General features: G+C 38.1%; 22 protein-coding genes and 2 pseudogenes. 15 read left to right on the top strand and 9 right to left on the bottom strand.

What is annotated here, in order from left to right; genetic code table 11:
* The first annotated feature begins 312 nt into the window (after window positions 1-312).
* Window positions 313-519 carry a hypothetical protein gene (locus ABIE66_RS15355; RefSeq protein ID WP_370015334.1) on the top strand — a complete coding sequence of 69 codons (207 nt, stop codon included), beginning with the start codon at window positions 313-315 and terminating at the stop codon, window positions 517-519.
* A gap of 396 nt (window positions 520-915) precedes the next feature.
* Here ABIE66_RS15355 and ABIE66_RS15350 read toward each other — a convergent pair whose 3' ends face one another.
* The 3 genes and pseudogenes from ABIE66_RS15350 to ABIE66_RS15340 form a co-directional block, all read right to left on the bottom strand.
* On the bottom strand, window positions 916-1,422 hold the full coding sequence (locus ABIE66_RS15350) for a hypothetical protein (protein ID WP_289325347.1): 507 nt from the start codon (window positions 1,420-1,422) through the stop codon (window positions 916-918).
* A gap of 7 nt (window positions 1,423-1,429) precedes the next feature.
* A pseudogene (locus ABIE66_RS15345) lies at window positions 1,430-1,708 on the bottom strand (toxin C-terminal domain-containing protein); the annotation flags it as partial.
* A 725-nt stretch (window positions 1,709-2,433) separates the two neighbouring features.
* The gene (locus tag ABIE66_RS15340; protein ID WP_370015332.1) at window positions 2,434-2,673 is read right to left on the bottom strand and encodes a hypothetical protein; all 240 of its coding nucleotides are present in this window, start codon (window positions 2,671-2,673) and stop codon (window positions 2,434-2,436) included.
* Window positions 2,674-3,289: 616 nt separating this feature from the next.
* Here ABIE66_RS15340 and ABIE66_RS15335 point away from each other — a divergent pair.
* The gene (locus ABIE66_RS15335; protein WP_370015330.1) at window positions 3,290-5,539 is read left to right on the top strand and encodes a HelD family protein; all 2,250 of its coding nucleotides are present in this window, start codon (window positions 3,290-3,292) and stop codon (window positions 5,537-5,539) included.
* 36 nt (window positions 5,540-5,575) lie between these two features.
* On the opposite strand, the gene ABIE66_RS15330 is transcribed toward ABIE66_RS15335, so the two are convergent.
* Window positions 5,576-6,097 (bottom strand): GNAT family N-acetyltransferase, encoded by a 522-nt coding sequence (locus ABIE66_RS15330; protein WP_370015329.1) that lies wholly within the window; start codon window positions 6,095-6,097, stop codon window positions 5,576-5,578.
* Window positions 6,098-6,238: 141 nt separating this feature from the next.
* On the opposite strand from ABIE66_RS15330, the gene ABIE66_RS15325 reads away from it, so the two are divergent.
* Window positions 6,239-6,430: a hypothetical protein gene (locus ABIE66_RS15325; protein ID WP_289325343.1), complete on the top strand. Its 192-nt coding sequence runs from the start codon at window positions 6,239-6,241 to the stop codon at window positions 6,428-6,430.
* Window positions 6,431-6,510: 80 nt separating this feature from the next.
* Complete coding sequence (locus ABIE66_RS15320) at window positions 6,511-6,924, top strand: hypothetical protein (RefSeq protein ID WP_370015328.1); 414 nt, start codon at window positions 6,511-6,513, stop codon at window positions 6,922-6,924.
* 84 nt (window positions 6,925-7,008) lie between these two features.
* Here ABIE66_RS15320 and ABIE66_RS15315 read toward each other — a convergent pair whose 3' ends face one another.
* Window positions 7,009-8,199: an alanyl-tRNA editing protein gene (locus ABIE66_RS15315; protein ID WP_370015327.1), complete on the bottom strand. Its 1,191-nt coding sequence runs from the start codon at window positions 8,197-8,199 to the stop codon at window positions 7,009-7,011.
* 380 nt (window positions 8,200-8,579) lie between these two features.
* Between ABIE66_RS15315 and ABIE66_RS15310 the strand changes: the two genes are divergently transcribed.
* Entirely contained in the window at window positions 8,580-9,452 is an 873-nt protein-coding gene (locus ABIE66_RS15310; RefSeq protein ID WP_289316135.1) for a CvfB family protein, read from the top strand.
* A 45-nt stretch (window positions 9,453-9,497) separates the two neighbouring features.
* Here the strand turns inward: ABIE66_RS15310 and cotJC are convergent, their stop codons facing one another.
* The 3 genes from cotJC to ABIE66_RS15295 are packed head-to-tail and all read right to left on the bottom strand — an operon-like array spanning window position 9,498 to window position 10,580.
* Window positions 9,498-10,067, bottom strand: a complete 570-nt coding sequence (gene cotJC, locus ABIE66_RS15305) for a spore coat protein CotJC (RefSeq protein WP_370015326.1) — start codon at window positions 10,065-10,067, stop codon at window positions 9,498-9,500.
* 12 nt (window positions 10,068-10,079) lie between these two features.
* Window positions 10,080-10,346, bottom strand: coding sequence for a spore coat protein CotJB (locus ABIE66_RS15300; protein WP_370015325.1), 267 nt, complete (start codon window positions 10,344-10,346; stop codon window positions 10,080-10,082).
* On the bottom strand, window positions 10,347-10,580 hold the full coding sequence (locus ABIE66_RS15295) for a spore coat associated protein CotJA (RefSeq protein ID WP_063234475.1): 234 nt from the start codon (window positions 10,578-10,580) through the stop codon (window positions 10,347-10,349). It abuts the gene before it with no gap.
* A 255-nt stretch (window positions 10,581-10,835) separates the two neighbouring features.
* Between ABIE66_RS15295 and ABIE66_RS15290 the strand changes: the two genes are divergently transcribed.
* The 4 genes from ABIE66_RS15290 to ABIE66_RS15275 all read left to right on the top strand — a co-directional run bounded on the left by ABIE66_RS15290 (window position 10,836) and on the right by ABIE66_RS15275 (window position 15,358).
* Entirely contained in the window at window positions 10,836-11,687 is an 852-nt protein-coding gene (locus ABIE66_RS15290) for a LysM peptidoglycan-binding domain-containing protein (RefSeq protein WP_370015323.1), read from the top strand.
* A gap of 156 nt (window positions 11,688-11,843) precedes the next feature.
* Window positions 11,844-13,967, top strand: coding sequence for a DNA helicase RecQ (gene recQ, locus ABIE66_RS15285; RefSeq protein WP_370015322.1), 2,124 nt, complete (start codon window positions 11,844-11,846; stop codon window positions 13,965-13,967).
* Between the two features lie 132 nt (window positions 13,968-14,099).
* The gene (locus tag ABIE66_RS15280) at window positions 14,100-14,306 is read left to right on the top strand and encodes a cold-inducible protein YdjO-related protein (RefSeq protein ID WP_061463486.1); all 207 of its coding nucleotides are present in this window, start codon (window positions 14,100-14,102) and stop codon (window positions 14,304-14,306) included.
* An 857-nt stretch (window positions 14,307-15,163) separates the two neighbouring features.
* Entirely contained in the window at window positions 15,164-15,358 is a 195-nt protein-coding gene (locus ABIE66_RS15275) for a cold-shock protein (protein WP_034307294.1), read from the top strand.
* A gap of 85 nt (window positions 15,359-15,443) precedes the next feature.
* Here the strand turns inward: ABIE66_RS15275 and ABIE66_RS15270 are convergent, their stop codons facing one another.
* Window positions 15,444-16,358 carry a YitT family protein gene (locus tag ABIE66_RS15270; RefSeq protein WP_289325334.1) on the bottom strand — a complete coding sequence of 305 codons (915 nt, stop codon included), beginning with the start codon at window positions 16,356-16,358 and terminating at the stop codon, window positions 15,444-15,446.
* 1,079 nt (window positions 16,359-17,437) lie between these two features.
* Between ABIE66_RS15270 and ABIE66_RS15265 the strand changes: the two genes are divergently transcribed.
* The 6 genes and pseudogenes from ABIE66_RS15265 to ABIE66_RS15240 all read left to right on the top strand — a co-directional run bounded on the left by ABIE66_RS15265 (window position 17,438) and on the right by ABIE66_RS15240 (window position 23,081).
* Window positions 17,438-18,634, top strand: coding sequence for an MFS transporter (locus ABIE66_RS15265; RefSeq protein ID WP_289325333.1), 1,197 nt, complete (start codon window positions 17,438-17,440; stop codon window positions 18,632-18,634).
* 207 nt (window positions 18,635-18,841) lie between these two features.
* Window positions 18,842-18,989 (top strand): annotated as a pseudogene (locus ABIE66_RS15260) (bile acid:sodium symporter family protein); the annotation flags it as partial.
* Between the two features lie 242 nt (window positions 18,990-19,231).
* On the top strand, window positions 19,232-20,023 hold the full coding sequence (locus tag ABIE66_RS15255; RefSeq protein WP_289316142.1) for an SGNH/GDSL hydrolase family protein: 792 nt from the start codon (window positions 19,232-19,234) through the stop codon (window positions 20,021-20,023).
* The gene (locus ABIE66_RS15250) at window positions 20,020-20,934 is read left to right on the top strand and encodes an ABC transporter ATP-binding protein (protein WP_370015320.1); all 915 of its coding nucleotides are present in this window, start codon (window positions 20,020-20,022) and stop codon (window positions 20,932-20,934) included. Before ABIE66_RS15255 ends, ABIE66_RS15250 begins: the two co-directional genes overlap by 4 nt.
* Window positions 20,927-21,907 (top strand): ABC transporter permease, encoded by a 981-nt coding sequence (locus tag ABIE66_RS15245; protein WP_289325330.1) that lies wholly within the window; start codon window positions 20,927-20,929, stop codon window positions 21,905-21,907. Before ABIE66_RS15250 ends, ABIE66_RS15245 begins: the two co-directional genes overlap by 8 nt.
* Window positions 21,908-22,244: 337 nt before the next feature.
* Window positions 22,245-23,081, top strand: a complete 837-nt coding sequence (locus ABIE66_RS15240) for an MBL fold metallo-hydrolase (RefSeq protein ID WP_289325328.1) — start codon at window positions 22,245-22,247, stop codon at window positions 23,079-23,081.
* Window positions 23,082-23,149: the final 68 nt, after the last annotated feature.

Genomic DNA, 23,149 nt, shown 5'->3' with positions numbered 1-23,149 from the left:
TTAATACTAAATATTTACATGTATATTATTTACAATCTGATTTAATCAGATTATTTATTAGTGTAGGGAAAGTTGATTCAATCAGATTTGGAGTGAGAGTAATGAGAGGCTTAGAGTTTATTTGTAAGGTTTTAGATATCCAATACAAATGAGGTTGCAGAAAAAATAGGAGTCAGTAATCAAACTATATTATTTAAAGGATGAAAGGAGTAACGGAATATTAAAATGAGTAATATTATCAACACATGAAACCTTAGTGAAGGAGAAATTTTCAAAAACAACAAAGCACTATGTGAAGCATTAAATGAAAAAGTGAAAACAGGATATTCCAAACAAGCGCAGCTCAAAGAGTGGGAAGGTTATTTCACTTATTTGAAGGATAAAAATAAGTTTATCATTAAGAAAATATTAGATGATCCTATTGTAAAAGTTGAGCATCGTGGTGGAAATAACAAATTAGCATATGCAGATAAGATGTATGAAATGTTGACTTATATCCTAAGCAAGCAAGAAGAGTGAATTATTAATGACAATTAATAAGTTGTTACTAGAAATGAAGATGATCAATGAGAACTTTACATACGATAATTACAATCAGAATAAAGTTAGTAACTATTTGGATATTAAAGGAAATTAGTTACCCCTTATGCTTCAATGTTGATGAAAATTATAAGTAAAAATGACAAGGACTGAGGAATAGATATCAAGAGTCCTTTGATTTACTCCTGAATACTCTCATATGCTCCGTTTTTCAAGACTTTGTGCAATGAAAGATGACTTTTATTGGGTGATAATGCTTAGGGGAAAAAGGTGAGGTACACTAAGTATAATTACCCTCACAAAAAGACCATAATGAGCCCCTTATACACAGAGGACTCACTATGGTTAAAATCACACATTATTATAATGTACTTGTTACGCGTAATACTCATTAAGATGTTTTTCGTATTTAACTTTCAATTCTCGAATCAAATTACTATCATTAGAAATAATATCGAGAACATCATTATTCACATAAATGAGGAACCTATCATTATAAAAAACGATATAAGCTTCTCTATGCCCTTGGTGGACTTTCTTACAATAATTATACACATCTGAATTATTTAGACCCTTTACTGTAGCATAAATTATCTCAGCATCCATTTCTTCATCTTTAACTATGACTTCTTCCCAATTGTTTATTTTGATTGATTTACCTATCCCATTTTTTTCATGATGCCTTTTATTATTTGTTATATTTCCTATAATAAAAGACGTATCAATCTTTTCATTAGTGTTGAATATGTCTTTAAGGATAGTTGTAAGAAGACTCCCGCTTATTTCATCCATTCCAAATCTTATTCTATGATTTGTATCTACCTGAAAAAATGGGGTTTCTTCGTCCTTAAAATTAACATTGAATTGTTGAATTCTTTCCATAAATTATTTAATCCCCTATTCTATTTAAATCTATATCGTAAGTTCCAGATCTAGTTTTCTTACTTCCTAGATCTTTTACTGTTGATGCACCTTTCCAAGAACCGCCATTATGACTATCTATGTCTCTAACTATATATTTTGGCTTCCCTTTCTTATTGTAATATACAACTGCTTTCTTAGAGAGATAATTGGTTTTAGAATATCCCAATTCTTTCGCAACTACTTTTGCAACTGCTTCAGAACTTTTAAGCATTGACTTAACTATTGAAGGTCCCCATTTTTTTATTATTCTGTTTGTACATCGATCATTTAAATCAATAAACTCTATTGCCAAATTAGTGCATCCATGGTTGGCATAATAAAAGATCATAGAGGGATACATGATTTCATAGAAGGTACATACATGACAATTGATAAGCGGTTTAATAGCTGCTTCAGACTGTAGACAAACTTGATGAAAATCAAATTTGTCTACAGTTTTTTTGAGGGTTTGTAAAAAATCGAACGTTAATTGGAAAGTAGGGCACTCGCTTTCCGCGGGCGGTCCGGGAGCCTAATCGGCGCCTTTGCGCATGTGAGGTCTCGCTTGGACGCGCTTTTCCCCGCAGGAGTCGCGCACACCCGTTCCAATCAAATTTGTTTAACATGTAGATAGAACTCCTTTTGCCTACATGTTTTTTTGTTTTAAAATAGAAGTATTAAACTTGGTGATAAGGATGCTTTCTAACCATTATTCTATTCACAGAGATCTACTTGTTCCGCAGATGCAAACGAAAAGCATGGCCTGGGTTGGACAACGTTAGGGGGACTTGAAAATTTGTCGATGTTTTTATGCGAAATTACACATTCAAACCGATATGATTTTTTTAATATGAAGGGAATTTAGCGACTACTTTATTGGGGCATCAATGAAATCTTAAGGTATAAATATTACATTGGAAACCACGATAGAATATCTATTCCATTAATACAGTGGCAGTTAGGAAGCAAAAAGCACTTAACCTATTATGGTCAAGTGCTTTGTTTATTCAAAACTTCTTTATTTTGATTAATGATGATTTTATTTCTTAAAATCATTTCCTTATTATTAAGACCAACATTGAGTTCTTTGGTATTATTCACTTTTTCTAGCAGTGATACTACAGATATTTCCAGTAATTCAGAAACAGGCATATTTGTTTTGGATGATAAAATTTCAAGTTCATGGATTAATTTAGGGGATAGCATTGGTTGTCTTTTATTTATTTCCATGACAGTACCCTCTTTCTCAGAAAATTAAATTGTAATTTAAGTATATAATGTAAGATTTCCATAGAAACATTAAATTAGCGTTTTTTATGTTAAGAGTTGATGACAATTGTAGGAGCAGAATGGTTTAACCGAGCACTTTACCCTAATAGAAGTGCTTTTTTGTGTTGATTATTCTCATGTTAAAGATCATTCCGAGAGAAAAATGATTTCGCATCGCCATAAAAGAATTTGTTCCAAAGCATGCTTGATGGGTTTGACATTTTCTTGATATACAATAAATTCCCTGCATATCATTAAGAATAGTATAATGTCCATTAACATCATTCTTTTGGATAAACTGATCCACTTTTGATTTCTGAAATGTATTAAAGATTTCCTCCTGAAAGCATTTTGGATGCTCTTTCATAAGTCAACATTTTATAGCAACGTCCAATCTAGAATATATAGTGCATTCTTCAAATTATGTGAAATATCGGAAAAGTTAATTTCAAGTATATAATTCTATGTATCCAGATTTGTCAACCATTGGGTTTTCTGATAGTATAAATGTCCATTTCGTCTTAGCATCGGAATTTTTTTAGTTTGATAAATAAATAAGGAAGGGAGAGTGGTTTTTTTGGGAAGTCACCCTGATTTCGAACATGAACGACAAAGGCTGGATTTTACCAAACGTTATATCGATGTAGTAATCAAAACATCAGAAACAAGCAAAGATCAATTTCAGCGGAATATGCAAGAAGCTTTTGGTGATGCCGATTGGTCTGAATCCGCCTTATATTCTCAGTTGCTGACTACAGCCAACTTTTTTGAAATGTCCAAATCTGAACTTGAAAGTTTACGCAAAGCCAGTAAAAAGCCTTACTTTGCAAGAGTGGATTTTGAAAGGAATGATGGTGAAAGTGGCGAAGTGCTTTATTTCGGAAAAACATCCCTTTATCAGAGGGAAAGCCAGGAACAGATCATCGTCGATTGGCGATCACCAATTGCAAACCTTTATTATGAGGGGCGGATTGGTGAAATTGAATATGAAGCGGAAGGGGAAACATTTTGCGGGAACATCACTTTAAAGAGGCAACTAATGATAGAAGAAGGTGTCTTGGAAGAGGTAAGGGATATTGATTTAACAACAACGGATGAATTGTTGCAGGAATCCCTTTCTAAAAGTTCCAGTAATCGATTGACAGATATCATTACCACGATCCAGGAAGAACAAAATAAAATCATTCGTGCAGATTTGAACAAGCCAATCATAGTCCAGGGCGCAGCGGGCAGTGGTAAAACAACAATTGCTTTACATAGAATCTCATATTTCATTTACCATTATAAAGACTTGTTCGATCCGCGACAATTAATGATTCTTGCACCGAGCAGGGTGTTCATTGATTACATATCTGAAGCATTACCAGAATTGGGTGTTGAAAAAGTAAAACAATACACATTTTCCGAATATGTTCAGGCAGCGATAGGTAAGCAAGTGAAGCTTGTAGCGGATGATAAATTAACTCGATTGCTGGAAAAGGATGATGAAGAAATAAAGACCGCTGTCTGGATATCAGGTCTAAAGGGCTCCCCTGCATTTAAATATATTTTGGACGAATATGTAAAGGATATTTTCCAGGGGTTTCATCCGGATACAGATTTTTATTGTGATAAATATCGCCTCTATTCCGCTAAGAAGTTCATAAGGTTATTGGAAGAGGATTATTGGTATTTACCGTTATACAGCAGGCTGGACAAACTGAAGGCCATTTTACAAAATGAAGTGAAATTGAAAAAGAAAATAATGCTTGAACGTGCTGTTGATTTTTATGAGGCCAAAATCGAGAAGGCTCTCTATAAGAATATCGATCCAGTCGTACGTAAGGAATTTGTTACAAAATGCCTCGATAAAAAAGAAGAAAGGATCGGGCAGATCAAAAAGGCGATCCGTTCTTCCGTAAAAGGCTATTTTAAGCAATTCAAAAGGAAGGATCTTCTCCAATACTATCAGGAATTATATCAAGATCCGGAGCGGCTCGCCTCGTACAGTAACGGTAAACTTACTGTTGAAGATGCCAATGCTTTATGTGAGTATAATCAAAAACATTTTTCTGATAAATGTTACGAAATGGAGGACTTAGGTGCATTATTATACCTTCAGGAGCGGCTTTTTGGTGTCGACAAAGAAAACAAAGCAAAAAATGTCGTCATTGATGAGGCTCAGGATTATAGTTTCATGCAGTTACAGGCACTCAAAACCGCAGTGGATACTGACATGTTCACACTCGTAGGCGACCTTGCACAAGGCATCCATTCATACCGCGGACTTCAGACATGGGAGGAAGTTCACCATCGTATTTTCCCGAGGGCGACGTATACTGAATTACAAAAAAGTTATAGAACCACTGTTGAAATAATGAAACAAGCTAACCGGATTCTACAGTTGTTAACATACGATTTCCCGGAAGTAGAACCTGTAGTCCGTCATGGCCGGAATCCGGAATTCATTTCCATAGAAAAGGAAGGCTGGGAAGAAAGGCTGATCGAACTTATTGAAGGGCTTAAAGGGGAAGGTTTCAAAACGTTTGCCGTCATTGCAAAAACGATGAAAGATTGTAAATTGGCAAACGAGAAACTTAGTGGATTCCATCAAGGCTTTCATTTAATAAATGAGGCGGGAAACATCCCCAAGGATAAGACGTTAATTGTTCCTTCATATCAAGCCAAAGGTCTGGAATTCGATGTCGTATTTGCAATATCCCTGGAAGAAGCATATTGCCGTGAAAATGAGCTTGATATCAAACTGCTATATGTAACAATGACAAGGCCATTGCACCGGCTTTATTTTTTAGGTAATGAGAAAAATGCTTTCCTTATCGAGACATGAGAGGAGGGTGGAATGTAACCATCCTCCAGGTTACGCTCACAAATGAAAAAGGATATCCTGCATATCTTTCCACCCAAAACCGACTTCGATAAGCTCGATGCCAGCCATTCTAACGGTTTTTTCAGCAATGACTTGACCGCCGAGCGCCTTGTAAAAACCGCAAGAAGGATTATCCTTCAATGCCCAGATTATTAAATTCTTATGTTCCATTTTAATGAGCTCATGTATGACCGCTTTTATCATTTTTCGGCCAAATCCCTGTCGTTGATATTCTTTTAAAAAATAGACAGCATATACTTCCCCTTGAATATGCGGATCATTCGTTTGTTCAGGCCCTGCGGCAGCGAAACCGATGATTTCCCCATTGGCATTTTCCGTAACAAAGGTGGCATTATGCAGCATCTTTAAATTTCTTTGCCAATTTTTCTTTCTGGCTTCCAGATTCAAGGAAGACAAGTATTGATCCGGGAGGATCCCTTTATATGTCGTTTGCCAGCTGTTTATATGTACATTTGCTATTCCATTTACATCTTCTTCTCTCGCTTTCCTGATTTTCATCAAAAACACCTTCTTTTTTTGTAGTTTTCCCTAGAATATCATGGGAAAAGTGAATAAGCACTTTATTTATGTTTATAACTGCATTAGAAAGGATAAGAAATAAAAGAGAGATTCAACCAGATGAAGGGAAGGATGAGAAAGATGAAATTGAAAGTTGGTTTTTATTTTCCAGGCGGCAAAGAATTAGAGCATGAGGTAGAGGGCGATGACTCCACTCAAATGATTTCAAATATTCAAAAGCACCGTTATTATAATTTGGTTAAAGGCGATTGCCATTATGTTGTAGATACGGAAAAAGCAGCTTATTTTTCTGTAACGGAAATAATGGATTGAGAATGAACCGCATTGGACTTTTGTTCCATTGCGGTTTATTCTTTTTGATGTAAGGAAACCGGAAAAGGAGTTAATGGACAATGAAGATCAATTTTACCAAGAAACAATATGAAACATTATTCAAAATGGTTCAGTACGGATATTGGGTTGCTTCCGATACTGAAAATAATAAAGAATTCAGTGAGATGGAACAGTATCTTAATTCCTTTGCCAAAGATTTCGGCATGGAAGGAGTACAGTATGTGAAGGAATATGAAATATATGATTTAAGCAAGGAACTGGAGGATCAACTTCATGAAGTCATAGATGAGTATGAAGAAGGCGTGTTCAGGGATAAGCTGGCCTATCATATGGCAAGAAAAGAATTTGCCGAGGAATCGGAAAACCATGAATATACTCAGGAGAAAGCATTTATACGTATCATGGAGCTTGAAGAAAAATATCATCTTCATATTGAAAAAGAAGGGTTACGGAAATTGAAAATAGAAGAATAAGGAGATAGAGGACTTTAACTGTCCTCTATCTTCTTATTTCTGTAAAATAGATCACGAGTTGGCATAGACTATTTCGCAGAAGTTTTATTCACCAGGATTTTGGCCTAATTTTTCAACTGTGTATTGGTAAAATGCCATTAGGTCATTTTGTGATGCAAAACCTGCTTGTGCAGTCTGTTCGTTCCCTCCGCCTTTCCCATTATAAGAACTGAGTTCAGCTTTAAAGTATTGTCCGCAATGTAAGGGGAAGGACCCACTGTGCGAAAGAATAACCTTTTGCTCCTTACGTGATGCTAATAATAAGATGACCTTTTCCTTTTTTACAATCGTACCTGAAAGGTAAAGCAGTTCTTTCATTGAGCTATCTTCGAAAATATGAGAGATGAATCCCCCTACATTTTCAGCAAGCAGGGTGTCAGCAAGATACTTGGCATTTTCAAGTTTTAAGTTTTCATTTTCCGATAGCAGCTGCTTGTAGTCATTTTCCAGTTTCTCCACCCTATTAAGTATCTCTGTACGTCCGGTATTGAATTTAGTCGATAAGGCTGAAAGAATTCCAAGACTCTCGGAAAAATCGTCCAATGCCCTGAAGCCACACTTAAAATAGAGGCGGGTATGTTCTTTCTGCTTCTCCGTTTTGAAAATTTTTATTAAGCCAATCTCCCCGGTTCTTTCTACATGGGTTCCACCGCAAGGGTTATACTCAATTCCTTCTATTTCAACAATACGGATATTCTCAGACACTTTAGGCATTTTGACGACAGGAAGTGTCTGTAATTGCTCTTTTGTCACGTAATATATCAGTATTTCTCGATTCTCAATGATATATTGATTAACTTGCTTTTCAACTGCAGCCGTATGTACTTCAGTCCATTTAGATCCGGATGTAATATCGATCGTTAAATATTCCTTTCCAAGATGAAAGCTGACCGTATTAGCGTCAAACAATTCCCGACAGACTGCAGAGAGTAAATGCTGGCCGCTATGCTGTTGCATATGATCGAAACGGCGGGACCAATCAATTTCACAGTGAACCATCTCTGAACCTGGCCGTGTTTCAGTCTTATGAAGAATCCTTCCATCATTGCTATTTATAACGTCAAGAACGGTGATTCCTTCTATTTTTCCAGTATCTGCAGGCTGGCCGCCCCCTTCGGGATAAAAGGCGGTTTCTTCAAGAGTGATGTAGTAAAAGCCATTTTCTTCAAAGGTCTCCCGGATTTGGGTTTCCCATCGGGAAGTCTTGGTGGACGTATAATACAATTTTTTTGTCATGAATGTTTTCTTTTTCCTTTCAGTTGATCGCTAAATTATATCATCGAAATAACTAAGATTGAAATTGCAGGATCAGAAGATCGGTCAGGTAGATAAGTATCGACCGCACTTGATGAAAGGGAAAAGGGAATCTCCTTGGGAGCTAAGATTATTTAATTAAACCATATAAACCGAGCCAATTATCCAAAGGATCATGCATAGTAATGGTAAACAAGGACAGATTCTGGTCCCTCAGGCTTTAGATGAAGACGGCAAGGGTGAAAAAAAAAACCGTAATAGGTATACAGAACAAGAAAAAAATGATAAATTCAAATATGATGGGAAAATAAATAATTGGGTACAATTGTAGGTAAAGGTAAGTCACAGGAGGATTTAAATACATGCAAAAAATTCAGGCCGGTTTGGCTGTAGAGTTAGAAGTGGAACGTAAGGCTGATTTCGGATGGTTTTTAACTGACGGTTCAGAAGATGTCTTACTTCATCATAATGAAATGAATGAAGGAACGGAACTTGAACTTGGAGATGAAGTAACTGTATTCATCTACCATGATAAACAAGCAAGGCTAACAGCGACAATGAAGATCCCCGAAATTCAGATTGATCAGTATGGCTGGGCGGAAGTTGTCAATGTGAAAAGGAAACTTGGTGTTTTTGTGAACATCGGCCTTTCCAAAGATATTCTTGTATCTCTGGACGACCTTCCGAATATTGATCGTCTATGGCCTGAGGTTGGCGACCGTCTATATGTATCCCTAAAGACAGATCGTAATGACCGTCTGTTTGGTAAACTTGCAACGGAAGATGTAATCCAGGAGATTGCAGTAAAGGCTCCTTTAAAAGGAGTCCGTAATACCACTGTTAAGGGAAATGTCTATCGTTTGCTTATGGTTGGGTCTTTCTTTGTTTCCCAAGAAGGATACCGCTGTTTCATTCACGAAAGTGAACGCAAGGAGGAGCCTCGCCTTGGTGAATTAGTTGAAGGGCGCGTCATTGATAGTAAAGAAGATGGAACGCTTAACGTTTCTTTAATTCCCTTTAAACAAGATTTAATGGGGGAAGATGCTGATGTCATTTTCACTTATTTAATGAATCGTGGCGGTGCTATGCCATATGGCGACAAAACGCCACCTGATGATATCCAGTTTAACTTCGGTTTAAGCAAGGGAGCGTTCAAACGTGCTCTGGGTAAACTGATGAAAGAAGAAAAGGTTTACCAGGAAGATGGATGGACATATTCCTCAGACCGTAAATGAAAAAAGCAGCGGATTTTTATCCGCTGCTTTTTTCATGTGGTTTCATTAAAAAAACTTCTTTTTACCTTTTTCTTCTTTTAAAATCTCCACAGCTTCCCTGAACCTCATCGAATGGATAATTTCCCTCTCACGCAAAAACCTGAGTGAATCATTGATATCGGGATCATCCGAGATGTCGATCAACCACTGATAGGTTGCTCTGGCCTTCTCTTCAGCGGCGATGTCTTCATATAAATCTGCAATGGGATCGCCTTTGGCTTGGATATATGTGGCAGTAAATGGATTTCCTGCCGCGTCATGATAAAAAAGGGCACTATCATGATTGGCATAATGGTCACCTAGCCCGGCTGCTGTCATCTGCTGAGGGGTTGCGTCTTTTGTAAGTTTATAAATCATCGTGGCTATCATTTCCAAATGGGCGAATTCTTCCGTTCCAATATCCGTCAGCAGGCCAATCACTTTATCTGGAATTGTATATCGTTGATTTAAGTAACGGAGTGCTGCAGCCAACTCACCATCAGCACCCCCATATTGTTCTATTAAATACCTTGCCAAACGAGGATTACAGTCTCTTACTTTAACTGGATATTGCAGCTTCTTTTCATAAACCCACATAGATATCTCTCCTTATACCTGCCATGGCCAAGGGCCTTGGCCCCATTCCCATTTATTTTCACCGTCTGGACTGTTTCCAAAACCCAATAACGGACCATATTTAGGCTCAAAAACCGATTTCAATTGTTTGGAGTATTCATGAAATTGATTGAATTGCTGTAATGCTTGCTGATCGTTAGGATGTGTATCCAAATAAAGAGTCAACTCGACAAGTACGAAATCCGCAGCCTGTATTTGTTCAAGCAACTGATAATATTCATCATCCAGTTTCTTATTCATTTATGTCTCCCTTTCCCGATATGGATTATCATAAAAATCATAAAAGAATTTCCAAAGTGTACCGTATTTCAAAGCTTCCTCAGGTGTGAACTGCTCCAAATTCGGCGGTTGAAAATTAATATACAAATTAGGAGGTGTCCTGTAGTATTTCCTCCCAATCGGCGGGCAAGGATCGAATTTACTATGGAAAGGTTTATATGACTTAACTAAGGTAAAAGTCTTTTCGCGCGTCAAAAAAATACCTCCTTTGTAAAGATATAGCCTCTAATTATTATGATTAGGCAATACATAATATGACTCAACTGGTAGGGAAAGGAAAGGGACGGGAAATAATATATTTTCAGAATATTAAAATAACTTGTTATAGTGCCGTTATCTTCCTGTGATGTTTGTCATCTATTCTTTATCTGTTTGTTCTTTGTATAGAAAAAAGTTATGTTAAGATTGAACTCGTAGCTTATAAAGCAGCTCACAAGGAGGTAACAACATATGAAAAAATCAATCTTATCGTTAGCGGCAGCGGCTGCAATATCCGGTGCATTCACAATTCCGGTACAAGCAGAAGATGTCAAAGTGAAAGATGGAGACACATTATGGGGGATATCTCAAACATATAAAGTATCAATAGAAGATATTAAGTCTTGGAATGATTTGTCTTCAGACGCGATTTATGTAGGGGAAACAATACATATTTCTCAAGAAAAGCATTATAAAGTCAAGTCAGGTGACACATTATCGGACATTGCAGACAAATATGATGTAGCTGTAAATGATATTAAATCTTGGAACGGTTTAAATTCAGATACTATCCATCCGAAACAGGAACTAATCATTAAACCAGCGGCTAACAAAGTCGAAGCGGCGAGTGTAGAGCCTGCGCAGAAATCTGAACAAGCAGCACCAGTTGAACAAGCGGCACCAGTTGAACAATCAAAACCAGTTGAACAATCAAAACCAGTTGAACAATCAAAACCAGTTGAACAATCAGAACCAGTTGAACAATCGGAACCAGCAGACACAAACAATGAATCCCAAGATCAAGCAGAATCTGGAAAAGAGATTACTGTTAGTGCAACCGCCTATACGGCTGATTGTCAAGGCTGCAGCGGAACAACAGCCACAGGAGTGGACTTGAAAGCTAATCCTGATGCAAAAGTGATTGCCGTGGACCCTTCAGTCATTCCACTAGGATCAAAGGTTTATGTTGAAGGTTATGGATACGCAACGGCAGCCGATACAGGCAGTGCCATCAAAGGAAATAGAGTGGACATATTTGTTCCAAACGAACAGGATGCCGTGAATTGGGGCGTTAAAAACGTTAAAGTGCAAATCCTGAATTAATTTAACCATGCAAAACATGTTTATATATTGAAAAAAGTAGACACAGAGATTTAATGTGTCTACTTTTTTTGTCCTTTTGGTTCACGGGAAAAGCAGGTACAATGAAAGTAATAGATCCTTATAAATCCTTACAAGGTAAATAGGAGGAGTAGTGAATTGATGGAAAAAGCACGTGAGTATTTACAAGAATATTTTGGTTATGAGTCATTCAGAAAAGGTCAGGAACAGATTATCGAACAGGTGTTGGGAGGAATAAACACCGCGGGAATCATGCCTACTGGCGGAGGTAAATCGATATGTTACCAAATTCCAGCCCTGTTGTTACCTGGTATAACACTCGTGATATCCCCACTTATTTCCTTGATGAAGGACCAAGTAGATGCCCTCGAACAAAACGGGATTGATGCCACATTTCTTAATAGCTCCATTTCTGGGTTAGAATCATCCAATAGAATGAACGATATTAAGCAAGGAAGATATAAATTGGTTTATGTAGCACCGGAACGCTTGGAAAACCCTGCATTTCAACAGGATTTATTTAATGTGGACATTTCAATGGTAGCCATTGATGAAGCCCACTGCATATCTCAATGGGGTCATGACTTCAGACCAAGCTATTTAAAAATCAAAACCTTATTGAAAAACATGCCATCATCTCCGACTGTACTGGCATTAACGGCAACAGCCACTCCAAATGTGACCGATGATATTTGTCAGTCGCTCGGAATATCAGGGGAGCATACAGTATCAACGGGATTTTCCAGAGATAACTTGTTCTTTTCCGTTGTAAAAGAAGAAAATCGCGGAAGGTTTTTAATGCGCTATTTAGAGAAAAACAAAAATGAATCGGGTATCATATATGCAGCTACTAGGAAAGAAGTCGATTCTTTGTATGCCAAGCTTAATAAAGCCGGATTCAAGACAGGCCGTTACCATGCCGGGATGAATGAACAAGACCGTTCGGAACAGCAGGACCAATTCATTAGGGATGACATTCCCTTGATGGTAGCGACATCTGCCTTTGGGATGGGAATCGATAAGTCGAATGTTAGATACGTCATCCATTACCAAACTCCTAAGAACATGGAGAGTTATTATCAGGAAGCCGGCCGTGCAGGGAGGGATGGTTTGGATAGTGAATGTATCCTTTTGTATTCCCCCCAGGATATGCAGATACAGCGTTTCTTGATAGATCAATCAAACCCTTCGCAGGAGTGGCAATCCCAGGAATTGAAAAAGTTGAACAGAATGAAAGATTATTGTTTTACCGAGGGGTGTTTGCAAGCCTTCATTCTTCGATACTTTGGAGATGAAAACCCTGAAGATTGCGGTCATTGCGAAAATTGTACAGATAAACGGCATTCCGTTGATGTAACTACACAGGCACAGATGGTCCTTTCATGCATGTTGCGAATGGGTGAGCGATTCGGTAAAACGATGATTTCCCAAGTCCTCACGGGTTCACGCAATAAGAAAATTGAAGAGTTCGGTTTTCAAAAGCTTTCTACCTATGGAATCATCAATAATCAACCTGCAAAGGATGTAGGTGATTTCATTGATTTCCTGACAGCAAAACAGTATATCGAAATGACGGGCGGCCAATTTCCAGTCCTTAAAGTAACCAATGCTGGCAGGGAAGTGCTGTTGGGGCAGAAAAAAGTCCTCCGTAAAGAAATAAAAAAAGTAAACAGCATCAGTGTGGATCATGGGTTGTTCGAAGAGTTGAGACAATTAAGAAAAGAATTGGCTAGTAAGGAGAATGTACCTCCTTTCATTATTTTTTCGGATGCATCATTGAAAGATATGGCAGTGAAACTGCCGAGGACGGAAGAGGAATTCCTAGAAGTTAAAGGGGTAGGGTCCCAGAAATTCGAACGCTTCGGTGCCGTGTTCCTAAAAGGTATTTCCCGTTATGTACAGGCACATCCTGAACTGGAAAAGAATACACTGGTTACTAAGGAAACGGTAAAAAGAAGTACTAAACCATCACATTTAGAAAGCTATCGCTTATATCAGGAAGGTAAATCAATCAAGGAAATCGCGACATCCAGAGGGCTGTCTTCCATTTCAATTGAAAATCATTTATTAAAGTGTGCTGAAGAACACATGGATATCAAATGGGAAGAGATTTTCACGGATGAAGAGTTTGACCTTGTTTTGGATACTGCGAAACAATTGGATTCTGAAAAACTGAAACCACTAAAAGAAGCCCTGCCTGAGAATATTTCCTACTATATGATTAAAGCGATCTTGGTTAAAGCAGGTTTGGGAAACACGTAGGTGTTAAGGTTTTTGGATAATTTCATCAATGAATAAATAAGAATTTGGTTTAATGCGTATACTAGGAATGATAAAAAGGTGAAATTTCGCACCTTTAATCAGAGTCTTTATATAAAAAAGAGGAGGTTGCTCATGTATTTTGGTAAAAAGAATTCAGAGGAACCAGAAATCGTTATGGAAGATACGATAGTATATGCGTGTGGATCAGCAGATTGTAATGGTTGGATGAGAAAAGATTTTGCCTCGGAAAACTATGATTGCCCAATGTGTGGAAGTCAATTGGTCGAGGAAGTCAGGGAACTTCCAAAAATTGAAAATGAATATAATGCGTTTAAATAAAAGAGGTGAATCATAGCCTCTTTATTTTTTATGAAGGGAAGTATAACGGAGTGATTTCATTTTAGATTAATGCTTTACATATATAAATAAATGTGGTAAGATTAAATTTCAGTGTTATTAAAAGAAAGCACTGGAGGGTAATTTAAAGTAACATTTTTATTAATGAAATAATTTTCCATCATTTTTCATGATGGAGTAGAAACAAGTTAAACACATCTAGAAAAAAGAAATACATGTAATCACCAAGTATTTTCCTCGATCCATTTCTGTTCTTCATTAACTTACTTCTATGTACCATTTATCTTTTGGAATTTACTTTTTCCCAATTGGAATTACGGACGGTTTTAATTAATAAACATGTACTTACAAGCTTTTATCTGATTCTCGCAGGCACGGTCTAGGAACCGTATGGATGGGAGAGAGGCAGGGCTTTCATTGTTTTAGGTTTTGGCACTAAAATTACTCTCATGCTCGATTCGCTTTGAATTTTTCATACGAACGAGCAAGAAGAACCATATGGAATGGATTCTTAAACGGCGCAGTCTCGATTATCTTGAAGGGTAAGTCAGAGACTGTGTTTCATTTTTTGATTAGGAAAACCGACATCTTTAGAATCTTTACTCAAATATATAAAGCATATATATGATATAATGGTTAATGAGATATTAAAAATTCATGTCGTAATCTCAAGTTCCTACCACTAAAAAAAGTTTGGGTGTAAGAACAAGAATTAAATCTTAGATTTGCGAATGAGTATTTACTCACAATTTAGATTAGCCATCTATTCTTTTTTTATCTTTATGGCTTGTGATCTGTTATGCAGTACGGAGTCAATTCAATTCTAAGGAGTGAGATATATGTATAGAAGAAATAATACGGAAGAAATCATTCCTGAAGAAACAAAGGTGTGGGAATGTACATCAGAAGATTGCAAAGGTTGGATTCGCGATAACTTTACAAGTAATGATGAACACGTTTGTCCGTTATGTAGCAGCGAGATGAAACCCGGCACCAGAATGCTTCAAGCAATCAACAATCCAAGAAACTATTAAGTCTGTATAAAAAAAGCTGAAGGGAATCTCCCTTCAGCTTTTTTTATCTTTTTGTCAATTTGATTTAGCAAAAAGCAGGTGATGATTAGTGAATATCTTTTTTCTTGAAGCGACCGCCTCGAACTTCCGCGATATCCCCTACGGCAAGAAATGCAGAAGGATCAAAGCTTTTGACTATATCTTTAAGTTTAGCTTCCTCAAGCCTGTTTATTACACAAAAGATGACTTTTTTATCATCACCGGAATAAGCACCTTCGCCCGCTAAATAGGTTACGCCGCGACCAAGGCGATTCATTATGGCGTCGCCGATATCATCAAATTCATCACTGATAATCCAAACAAATTTGGATTCGTCCAAACCAGCGATGACGATATCCATCGTTTTATAAGCCACGAAGTAAGCTATGATCGAATACATGGCGCGATCCCACGAGAAAACGAAGCCAGCACTGCCAAGGATGAATAAATTAAAAAACATGACGATCTCCCCAACGGAAAAAGGGAGCTTTTTGCTAGCGAGTATAGCAAGTATTTCTGTACCATCCAATGAGCCGCCATATCGAATGACCATTCCAACACCAATGCCAAGAATCATTCCGCCGAAAGCGGACGCTAGGAGGATATCTTGAGTGAAAGCTGGTACGTGATGAAGCAATGTAGTGGTAATGGAAAGGACTAAAATCCCATACAGAGTAGATAATGCGAAGGTTTTTCCAATTTGTTTATAACCGATAAAAAAGAAAGGAAGATTCAATACGAAAAGAAAGATACCGAGTTTCCATCCAGTGATGTAAGATAACATAATCGATATTCCCGTTATGCCTCCGTCGATTACGTTATTCGGTACTAAAAAAATCTCGAGGCCGACAGCCATTAAAACTGCACCGATTGTAATTAAAAGACCTCTCTGTAATATTTGTCTTAGTGTTAATTTTTTATGCTGGGTCTTCTTTTGCATAATTTCTGTTGTACTTGCACCTGCCAGGTCTGACATAATCATGCCCCCCACTCCTTCTCTCTATAAAAGTTCTATTTAATTATAAACCTATAGGTATAATTAAATAAAGAAATTAACATTCTTAATTAATATATTCTTGAATAATTATTTTTGTTTTTGATAATGACCTGCAAGATGAAGCAGGTGTGAATGCTTGTCAATATCATGTATTTCTATTCTACTCTATACAAAAGAATAGTATTTCTCATTTTATTGATTTTATGAAAGAAACCTACATTTACTTGAATGGGGGTGGGAAGTAAAAAACCTTTTAGGTACTATGAATTTCCATTACAATAAAGGAGAATGGAACGGTAGAGGTGGTGAAGGGGAAAAATGGAACATTCAATTGCGACTTCAAATACCTGTCCACTTCATGATTACAGTACTTTGACGATAATGGCGTGGTATACGGCGTTGGATTTACTAACAACGTTATTTATACAATCGAAAGTATTAACGCCTAAAATATAGGGAGCTGCCGCTCTATGGGATTGGCTACTTGGACACTTGATTTTGTAGACATATTCACTCTCGATAATTCAATATTGACGGCATACAACTTTTCTACAATAATTTTTAGTTAGCATTAGCGATTGCTCTTGCAGGGTTTGGTTTTATTACATATCGTATAAAACAATACATGTACTGCAAATGTCTTTTTTGCGGTTTCATGTTTTCGATGGATATATTATCATTAAACACAGTTTGAAATTAAGCCCATTGTTGGTAAGTCAGTACGCTTTTCAATATCTTTAGTTTACTGTACTTAGAGGGGGAAAGTGCAAGTATCCTTAACCGAAATAGGAATTGGGATGCCGCCAGAGCAGCTTAAGAGACTGGGAGAACATTTTTTACAACGAAAAAATCTGGTAATGTATCAGGTCTCGTGATCAGCTTTAAAATTATAGAAAGCCACCTTGGAAATGTCTTTGTCGAGAGCAGGTTTAATAAAGGTACTGTCTTTAATACGTGCTACCTATGAAATATGCCTTTTCAATTGGGAATCATGAAAATAATCCGGAGTTCGTTGAGATATAAGAAAACTTGAGGTAGAAGATGACTGCATGGGGGAACAGGATTTGGAAAAACAAAAGGATGCAAATATTATAAGCTTGAAGGTATTTTACTTATTTTCATTTTTTGCAGTGGGAAGTTTAACACCACTATTAAGCGTTTATTTAGCCAATGAGGCAGGTTTGTCCGGTATTGAAATAGGTACGATCATGTCTGTTGGACCGATAGTGATGATCGTTTTTCAACCTTTTTGGGGAATTGTCTGTGATTGGAGTGGAAGACCAGCAAAAATACTTGCAATGACATCGTTGCTTGCTGGTGTATTCGGATTAAGTTACTTGCTGTTTGATCACTATTTACTTATAGTATCCGTGGCAATAGCTTTGGCTATCTTTCAAAGTGCCATAATACCAGTATCAGATAGCATCACCCTTCAATATACAACAAGAATCAAAGCGAATTATGGAAAAATCCGTTTATTCGGTTCACTTGGTTACGGTGTAGCCGTTTTTGTAATGGGGAAATTATCGGAATCCTTCATTGGTCCTTCCGTTATATTTTATGCCTTTTTCTTCGGTCTAGTGATCGCGGCTCTTCTAGCTCTCCGGTTGCCCGAAGAGCCTCCTCGAGAAAAGGCAAAACTTTTCGGTGGTATGAAAGAATTGATCACAATGAAACGTTTCCTTATCTTTCTTGCTATAACGTTCTTGATTTTTGGTCCTAATCTTGCAAATAATGTATACTATGGTTTGTTTGTAGAGGCTAGAGGCGGGACATATACAGGAATTGGCATTGCGTTCCTTTTAGCAGTACTATCAGAAATTCCATTTATGAGAATGGCAGGTACCTGGATTCATAAAATAGGCCTGCTGCCAATTACCTTATTGGCTGGAACGGCTTCATTGATCCGCTGGGGTTTGTACTATACCGAACCAAGCTTGACTACCGTATATGTGACTTCGATCATTCAAGGGTTTTCACTTGGCTTATTCATTCCGGCAGCTTTACAATATATCCGGGAAGTCGTCCCGGCCCGTATAACAGTTACGGCAGTAACGCTTTATTCCGCCATTGGAAATGGATTGGGAAACTGGTTCAGTACTTTCAGTGGCGGGATAATCTTGGATAAATCAGGGATATATGCGGTGTATTTATTTTACGGTTCACTCACACTGATCGGGATGTTGCTCACAATATGGCTCATGAGGTTAGATAAAAACATAAAAGTAATGGGGAAAACCCCTGGTATATTAGAAAAATGATTTGAAAATGTAACTATTAAAAAATTTTTCTTATGAAAGCAAGAGACCTCTTCACCTTCCATGGTGTAGGGGTCTTTTTTAATCGTCTATTTAGATGGATTGCTCCATACATATACTTTTGCTTGGAATAATAATGTTTGATGGGTCTCACTCTCTCGTTTAGTGATTTTAAAGCTGTTTTGAAGCAGCACAAATCCATTCAAAGATCAAAAAGCGATTTCCATTGAAGTGGGCATGCAAAACTCCGGTTTAGGTGCTACATTAGCGACAGCTCATTTTTCTCCACTAGCGGCGTCCCGAGTGCCATCTTAGTGTTTGGCATAATATTTCCGGGCCATTGCTAGCTACTTACTAGTCTAAAAGAGCAGACAAAATCAAAAAGAATTCCATGGTGGGACAGGAAACGATTAAACTGTAATTCAATAAAAGGCAGAATGGGTTTAGCTCCCTTTCTGCCTTTTTTATTAATAGGAGAAGCAGATTGGTGATTAGGATGATGGGGAGTACTATTTTTCGTATCAAGAGCAATCAGTTTTTTGTTTTTGGAAATAATATGATTTAATGGAAGATAGAGAATGAATGGAAGGATGAGTGTTATTGAGCAAACCAAAAGTGTTGGCCGCTACCATTGTATCAACTCTTATCGGATTGTTTTTTTTATTTTGCCTTGGATGGGCGATTATTGACCATTATGGAAAAAGGACTTCTGATATGGAAGCAATTGAAGAACCCCCCGTTAAAAAAGATTTGCCTGATGATTTTACCGTAGTGGCATTAGGTGATTCATTGACACGTGGCACAGGTGATGAAACAGGTAAAGGCTACGTTGGACTTGTTGTGGAAGATTTGAAGAGTGAATACGATAAAAAACCGCTCATTCATAACCTCGGAATTAATGGACAAGTGTCTAAAGAATTGGTACAGCAAGTGAAACAACCGGAAGTGAAGCGCCAAATACAGGCAGCTGATGTTATTTTAGTTACAATCGGAGGCAACGATTTATTTCAAAAAGGCCAGACCCTGCTTGATTATGATAGTGGAGCTATATCTGAATCACAAAAGAATTACTTGGTAAATTTACATGAAATTTTTAAAGATATCAATAATGTCAATGATACAGCTACCATTTTATTGCTTGGCCTGTATAATCCATTTATAGATTTGGATGAGGACTTTGATACGAACCGGATCGTGCGGGACTGGAATAATGAAACGGCAGAAGTCGTGGCTCTTTATAAAAATGCTATTTTCGTTCCAACGTTTGATTTATTTCAATTGTCGGTAAATGAGTATTTGTATTCAGATAAATTTCACCCAAATAAGAAGGGCTATCGGTTAATTGCTGATAGGGTTGCTCCTTTAATAAAATGGGAGGATGAGGAACGATGAAACAAGTGACATTATCCGTTAAGGGCTTGAAAAAAAAGATTGGCAAAAGGGAAATTATAAAAGGAATAGATTTTGAGCTGATTGAAGGTGAGGTTTTTGGTTTTTTAGGACCGAATGGAGCCGGTAAGACGACGACGATCCGCATGTTGGTTGGTTTGATTAAGCCATCCTCCGGTTCCATCCATATATGCGGGTATGATGTTCGTCAGGAATTTACGAAGGCAATGAAGCAAATGGGCTGCATCGTTGAAAATCCAGAGTTATACCCATTTTTGAGCGGGTGGGATAATTTGCTCCACTTTGCAAGGATGTTACCTGGAGTTGATGAAACAAGAATGATCGAGGTAATAGAACTTGTCGGTCTGCAAGCGAGAATTCATGATAAAGTGAAGACCTATTCCTTAGGTATGAGGCAGCGACTAGGAATCGCGCAGGCAATGCTGAATAGCCCTAAACTGTTGATTTTGGATGAACCGACCAACGGTCTAGATCCTGCTGGAATCCGTGAAATGCGACAATTCATCAGAAAGTTGGCTGAAGAAGAAGGTTTGAGTGTTCTGGTTTCTTCACACTTATTAGGTGAAATACAGCAACTTTGTGACCGGGTCGCAATTATTAAAAGTGGGGAAATTATTAAAACGGATACAGTGGAAAGCCTATTATCCACGCAAGAGCGGATGATTTGGAGGCTGGAGCCTATACAAAAGGGAGCGGAAATCCTTAGCTGTTTCACCGATATAACCATAGATCAGGAGTATATCATTACAGCATATGACGAAATCAAAACACCCGAATGGAATGCTGCACTTAACCAAGCAGGGGTGAGGGTGCATGAAATGAATCGGAAGCTCCCGGGATTGGAAGAGTTATTTTTACAAGTTACCGGTGTCGGAGGTGCAGGTATTGAATAACCTGATTCAAAATGAAATGATGAAGTTGCTGGCAAAGAAACGGTTAATCATAATAGGTATCATCGTCGGAATTTTAGTGTTGATGTTTACATATGCCCAATACAAGCAAGTGCAAGAGCAGCGGGAGAAGTTGGGAACTGATGATTGGCGTGCCTCCCTTCAGCAGCAAATCATCGATACCCAAAATCGGTTAGGCTCAAATAGGATGCTGGATGAGTGGCGGGAACAGCTGGAAGTAAGTCTGAAACAGCAGCAATATTACCTGGATCATGACATCAACCCCTCAGAACCAGGCGCGGCTACTTTTACACGCATGTTTTTGGAAAATGCAATTGATTTATTCATTCCGCTGTTGATCATGATCGTGGCAAGTGATTTGGTTTCTTCCGAAAATAGTCAAGGTACGATCAAACTTCTGCTGACACGGCCAGTGGAGCGCTGGAAAATCTTATTGAGCAAATATGTAACATTATTATTGTCGGTTTCAATTATCGTGGCAATGACAGCCATATTGTCGTATTTGTTATCAGGAATCGTTTTTGGGTATCAAGGATGGGGGGCACCCGTAATAACCGGATTCGAATTGAAGGGTGCTGATGTGGATGTCAGTCAAGTAAGGTTAGTTGAACAATGGAAATTCCTATTGATGGATATGGGGCTTGTCTGGCTGGTGGCGGTAGTTGTAGGGACCCTTTCTTTCATGCTTTCGGTTTTAGTGCGAAGCACCCCGGCAGGCATGGGCATCATGCTGGCTGCATTGATTTCCGGGGCAATATTGAACAATATGGTGTCATCATGGGAATCAGCTAAATATTTCTTCATGGTGAATTTGAAATTGACCGCTTATATTAGCGGGACCGCTCCACCGATAGAAGGGATGACCTTATTATCCTCCGTCATTACTTTGCTCGTTTGGTGGGTGGTTGCATTAATTGTATCTTTTTCAGTATTTACCCGGAGGGATGTATATTAATAGGCAGCCTAATAATATATAGGTTGTCTCAGTTTGTTGACAAAAGGGGGTTCAGAAGTGTCGCACCCCGAACCATGTATTTAAAAGAAGACTCGGTTTTATCGCAAGCCGAGACTCCGCTAGATGCTTGCGCCGAGGAGGCTTGGCAGGCAGTCGGCGGAAAGGGAGCGGATTTCTGTAATCATCTGCAACTTTAAAAAAAAACTGCAGACAAACTCGGTTTTTCTTCGGATTTGTCTACAGTCTGAAACAGCCTATATAAATTATAGGTTGTTTTTTATTTTCTTTTACAGGGTATCCTTTAAAAAACAGTATGTTCAAATTAGGAGGGTCATAAATGGATGATAATCATTTGAATGAAAAATTCCTGCCAATGACTTCGGTTTCCAGTGGAGATGTCCAGATTGTAAAAGAGGATATATATTGTCTGCCCGTCCAAATCGTTAATGTAATTTTTGTAGGCTCACCCAAAGATGAAAAATGGGTATTGATAGATGCAGGGATGCCCCGTTCAGCAGAGGTAATAAAGAAAGCTGCTGAAGATATCTACGGGCCAGATCATCCACCTGCTGCCATTATTTTGACACATGGACATTTCGATCATGTTGGTGCATTGATTGAGTTAATGGAGTACTGGAACGCTCCTGTTTATGCCCACATTAAAGAAATGCCTTATTTAACGGGACAGGAAAATTATCCTGAACCAGATTCCACTGTTGAAGGGGGGATGGTTGCCAAGATTTCTTGGATATTTCCGAATGAGGGAATCAACCTGGATGAAAAAGTTCAGCCATTGCCTGAGGATCATAGTGTTCCCGAGCTTTCCGGTTGGAAATGGGTTCACACCCCGGGCCATTCTAAAGGACATATTTCACTTTTCCGGGAAAGTGACCGAAGTCTGATTGCTGGAGATGCTTTTGTGAATGTTAGGCAAGATTCACTATATAAGGTCATTACACAGGAGAAAGAAATAGCAGGCCCGCCACGGTATTTGACAACAGATTGGGAGGTTGCCAAGGAATCGGTAAGGTTGTTGGATAGTCTTAAACCGGCTGTCGCTGTAACGGGTCACGGGTATCCTGTTGAAGGGGAAGAACTGGAAATGGGTTTATCAAGGCTTGCTAATGAATTCGATTCATTGGCTAAACCGGATCACGGGAAATATGTGGATTGAATCGTGTTTGTGTTTGATGAATAATTTTGCTTGAGAAGTCAAAAATAAACAAGCAACTTATGAAAAAT

Source organism: Peribacillus sp. B2I2 (assembly GCF_041261685.1).
Lineage (GTDB): Bacteria > Bacillota > Bacilli > Bacillales > DSM-1321 > Peribacillus.
This window is presented reverse-complemented; position numbering and strand designations above follow the sequence as displayed.

What these genes read in the sequence shown, in the direction of transcription:
- ABIE66_RS15315 (WP_370015327.1), bottom strand. Translation starts at nt 8,199, where the DNA reads ATGACAAAAAAATTGTATTATACGTCCACCAAGACTTCCCGATGGGAA.
- ABIE66_RS15310 (WP_289316135.1), top strand. Translation starts at nt 8,580, where the DNA reads ATGCAAAAAATTCAGGCCGGTTTGGCTGTAGAGTTAGAAGTGGAACGT.
- ABIE66_RS15240 (WP_289325328.1), top strand. Translation starts at nt 22,245, where the DNA reads ATGGATGATAATCATTTGAATGAAAAATTCCTGCCAATGACTTCGGTT.
- ABIE66_RS15270 (WP_289325334.1), bottom strand. Translation starts at nt 16,358, where the DNA reads ATGATTATGTCAGACCTGGCAGGTGCAAGTACAACAGAAATTATGCAA.
- ABIE66_RS15330 (WP_370015329.1), bottom strand. Translation starts at nt 6,097, where the DNA reads ATGAAAATCAGGAAAGCGAGAGAAGAAGATGTAAATGGAATAGCAAAT.
- ABIE66_RS15340 (WP_370015332.1), bottom strand. Translation starts at nt 2,673, where the DNA reads ATGGAAATAAATAAAAGACAACCAATGCTATCCCCTAAATTAATCCAT.
- ABIE66_RS15280 (WP_061463486.1), top strand. Translation starts at nt 14,100, where the DNA reads ATGTATTTTGGTAAAAAGAATTCAGAGGAACCAGAAATCGTTATGGAA.
- ABIE66_RS15290 (WP_370015323.1), top strand. Translation starts at nt 10,836, where the DNA reads ATGAAAAAATCAATCTTATCGTTAGCGGCAGCGGCTGCAATATCCGGT.
- ABIE66_RS15250 (WP_370015320.1), top strand. Translation starts at nt 20,020, where the DNA reads ATGAAACAAGTGACATTATCCGTTAAGGGCTTGAAAAAAAAGATTGGC.
- ABIE66_RS15275 (WP_034307294.1), top strand. Translation starts at nt 15,164, where the DNA reads ATGTATAGAAGAAATAATACGGAAGAAATCATTCCTGAAGAAACAAAG.
- cotJC (WP_370015326.1), bottom strand. Translation starts at nt 10,067, where the DNA reads ATGTGGGTTTATGAAAAGAAGCTGCAATATCCAGTTAAAGTAAGAGAC.
- ABIE66_RS15320 (WP_370015328.1), top strand. Translation starts at nt 6,511, where the DNA reads ATGAAGATCAATTTTACCAAGAAACAATATGAAACATTATTCAAAATG.
- ABIE66_RS15300 (WP_370015325.1), bottom strand. Translation starts at nt 10,346, where the DNA reads ATGAATAAGAAACTGGATGATGAATATTATCAGTTGCTTGAACAAATA.
- ABIE66_RS15325 (WP_289325343.1), top strand. Translation starts at nt 6,239, where the DNA reads ATGAAATTGAAAGTTGGTTTTTATTTTCCAGGCGGCAAAGAATTAGAG.
- ABIE66_RS15350 (WP_289325347.1), bottom strand. Translation starts at nt 1,422, where the DNA reads ATGGAAAGAATTCAACAATTCAATGTTAATTTTAAGGACGAAGAAACC.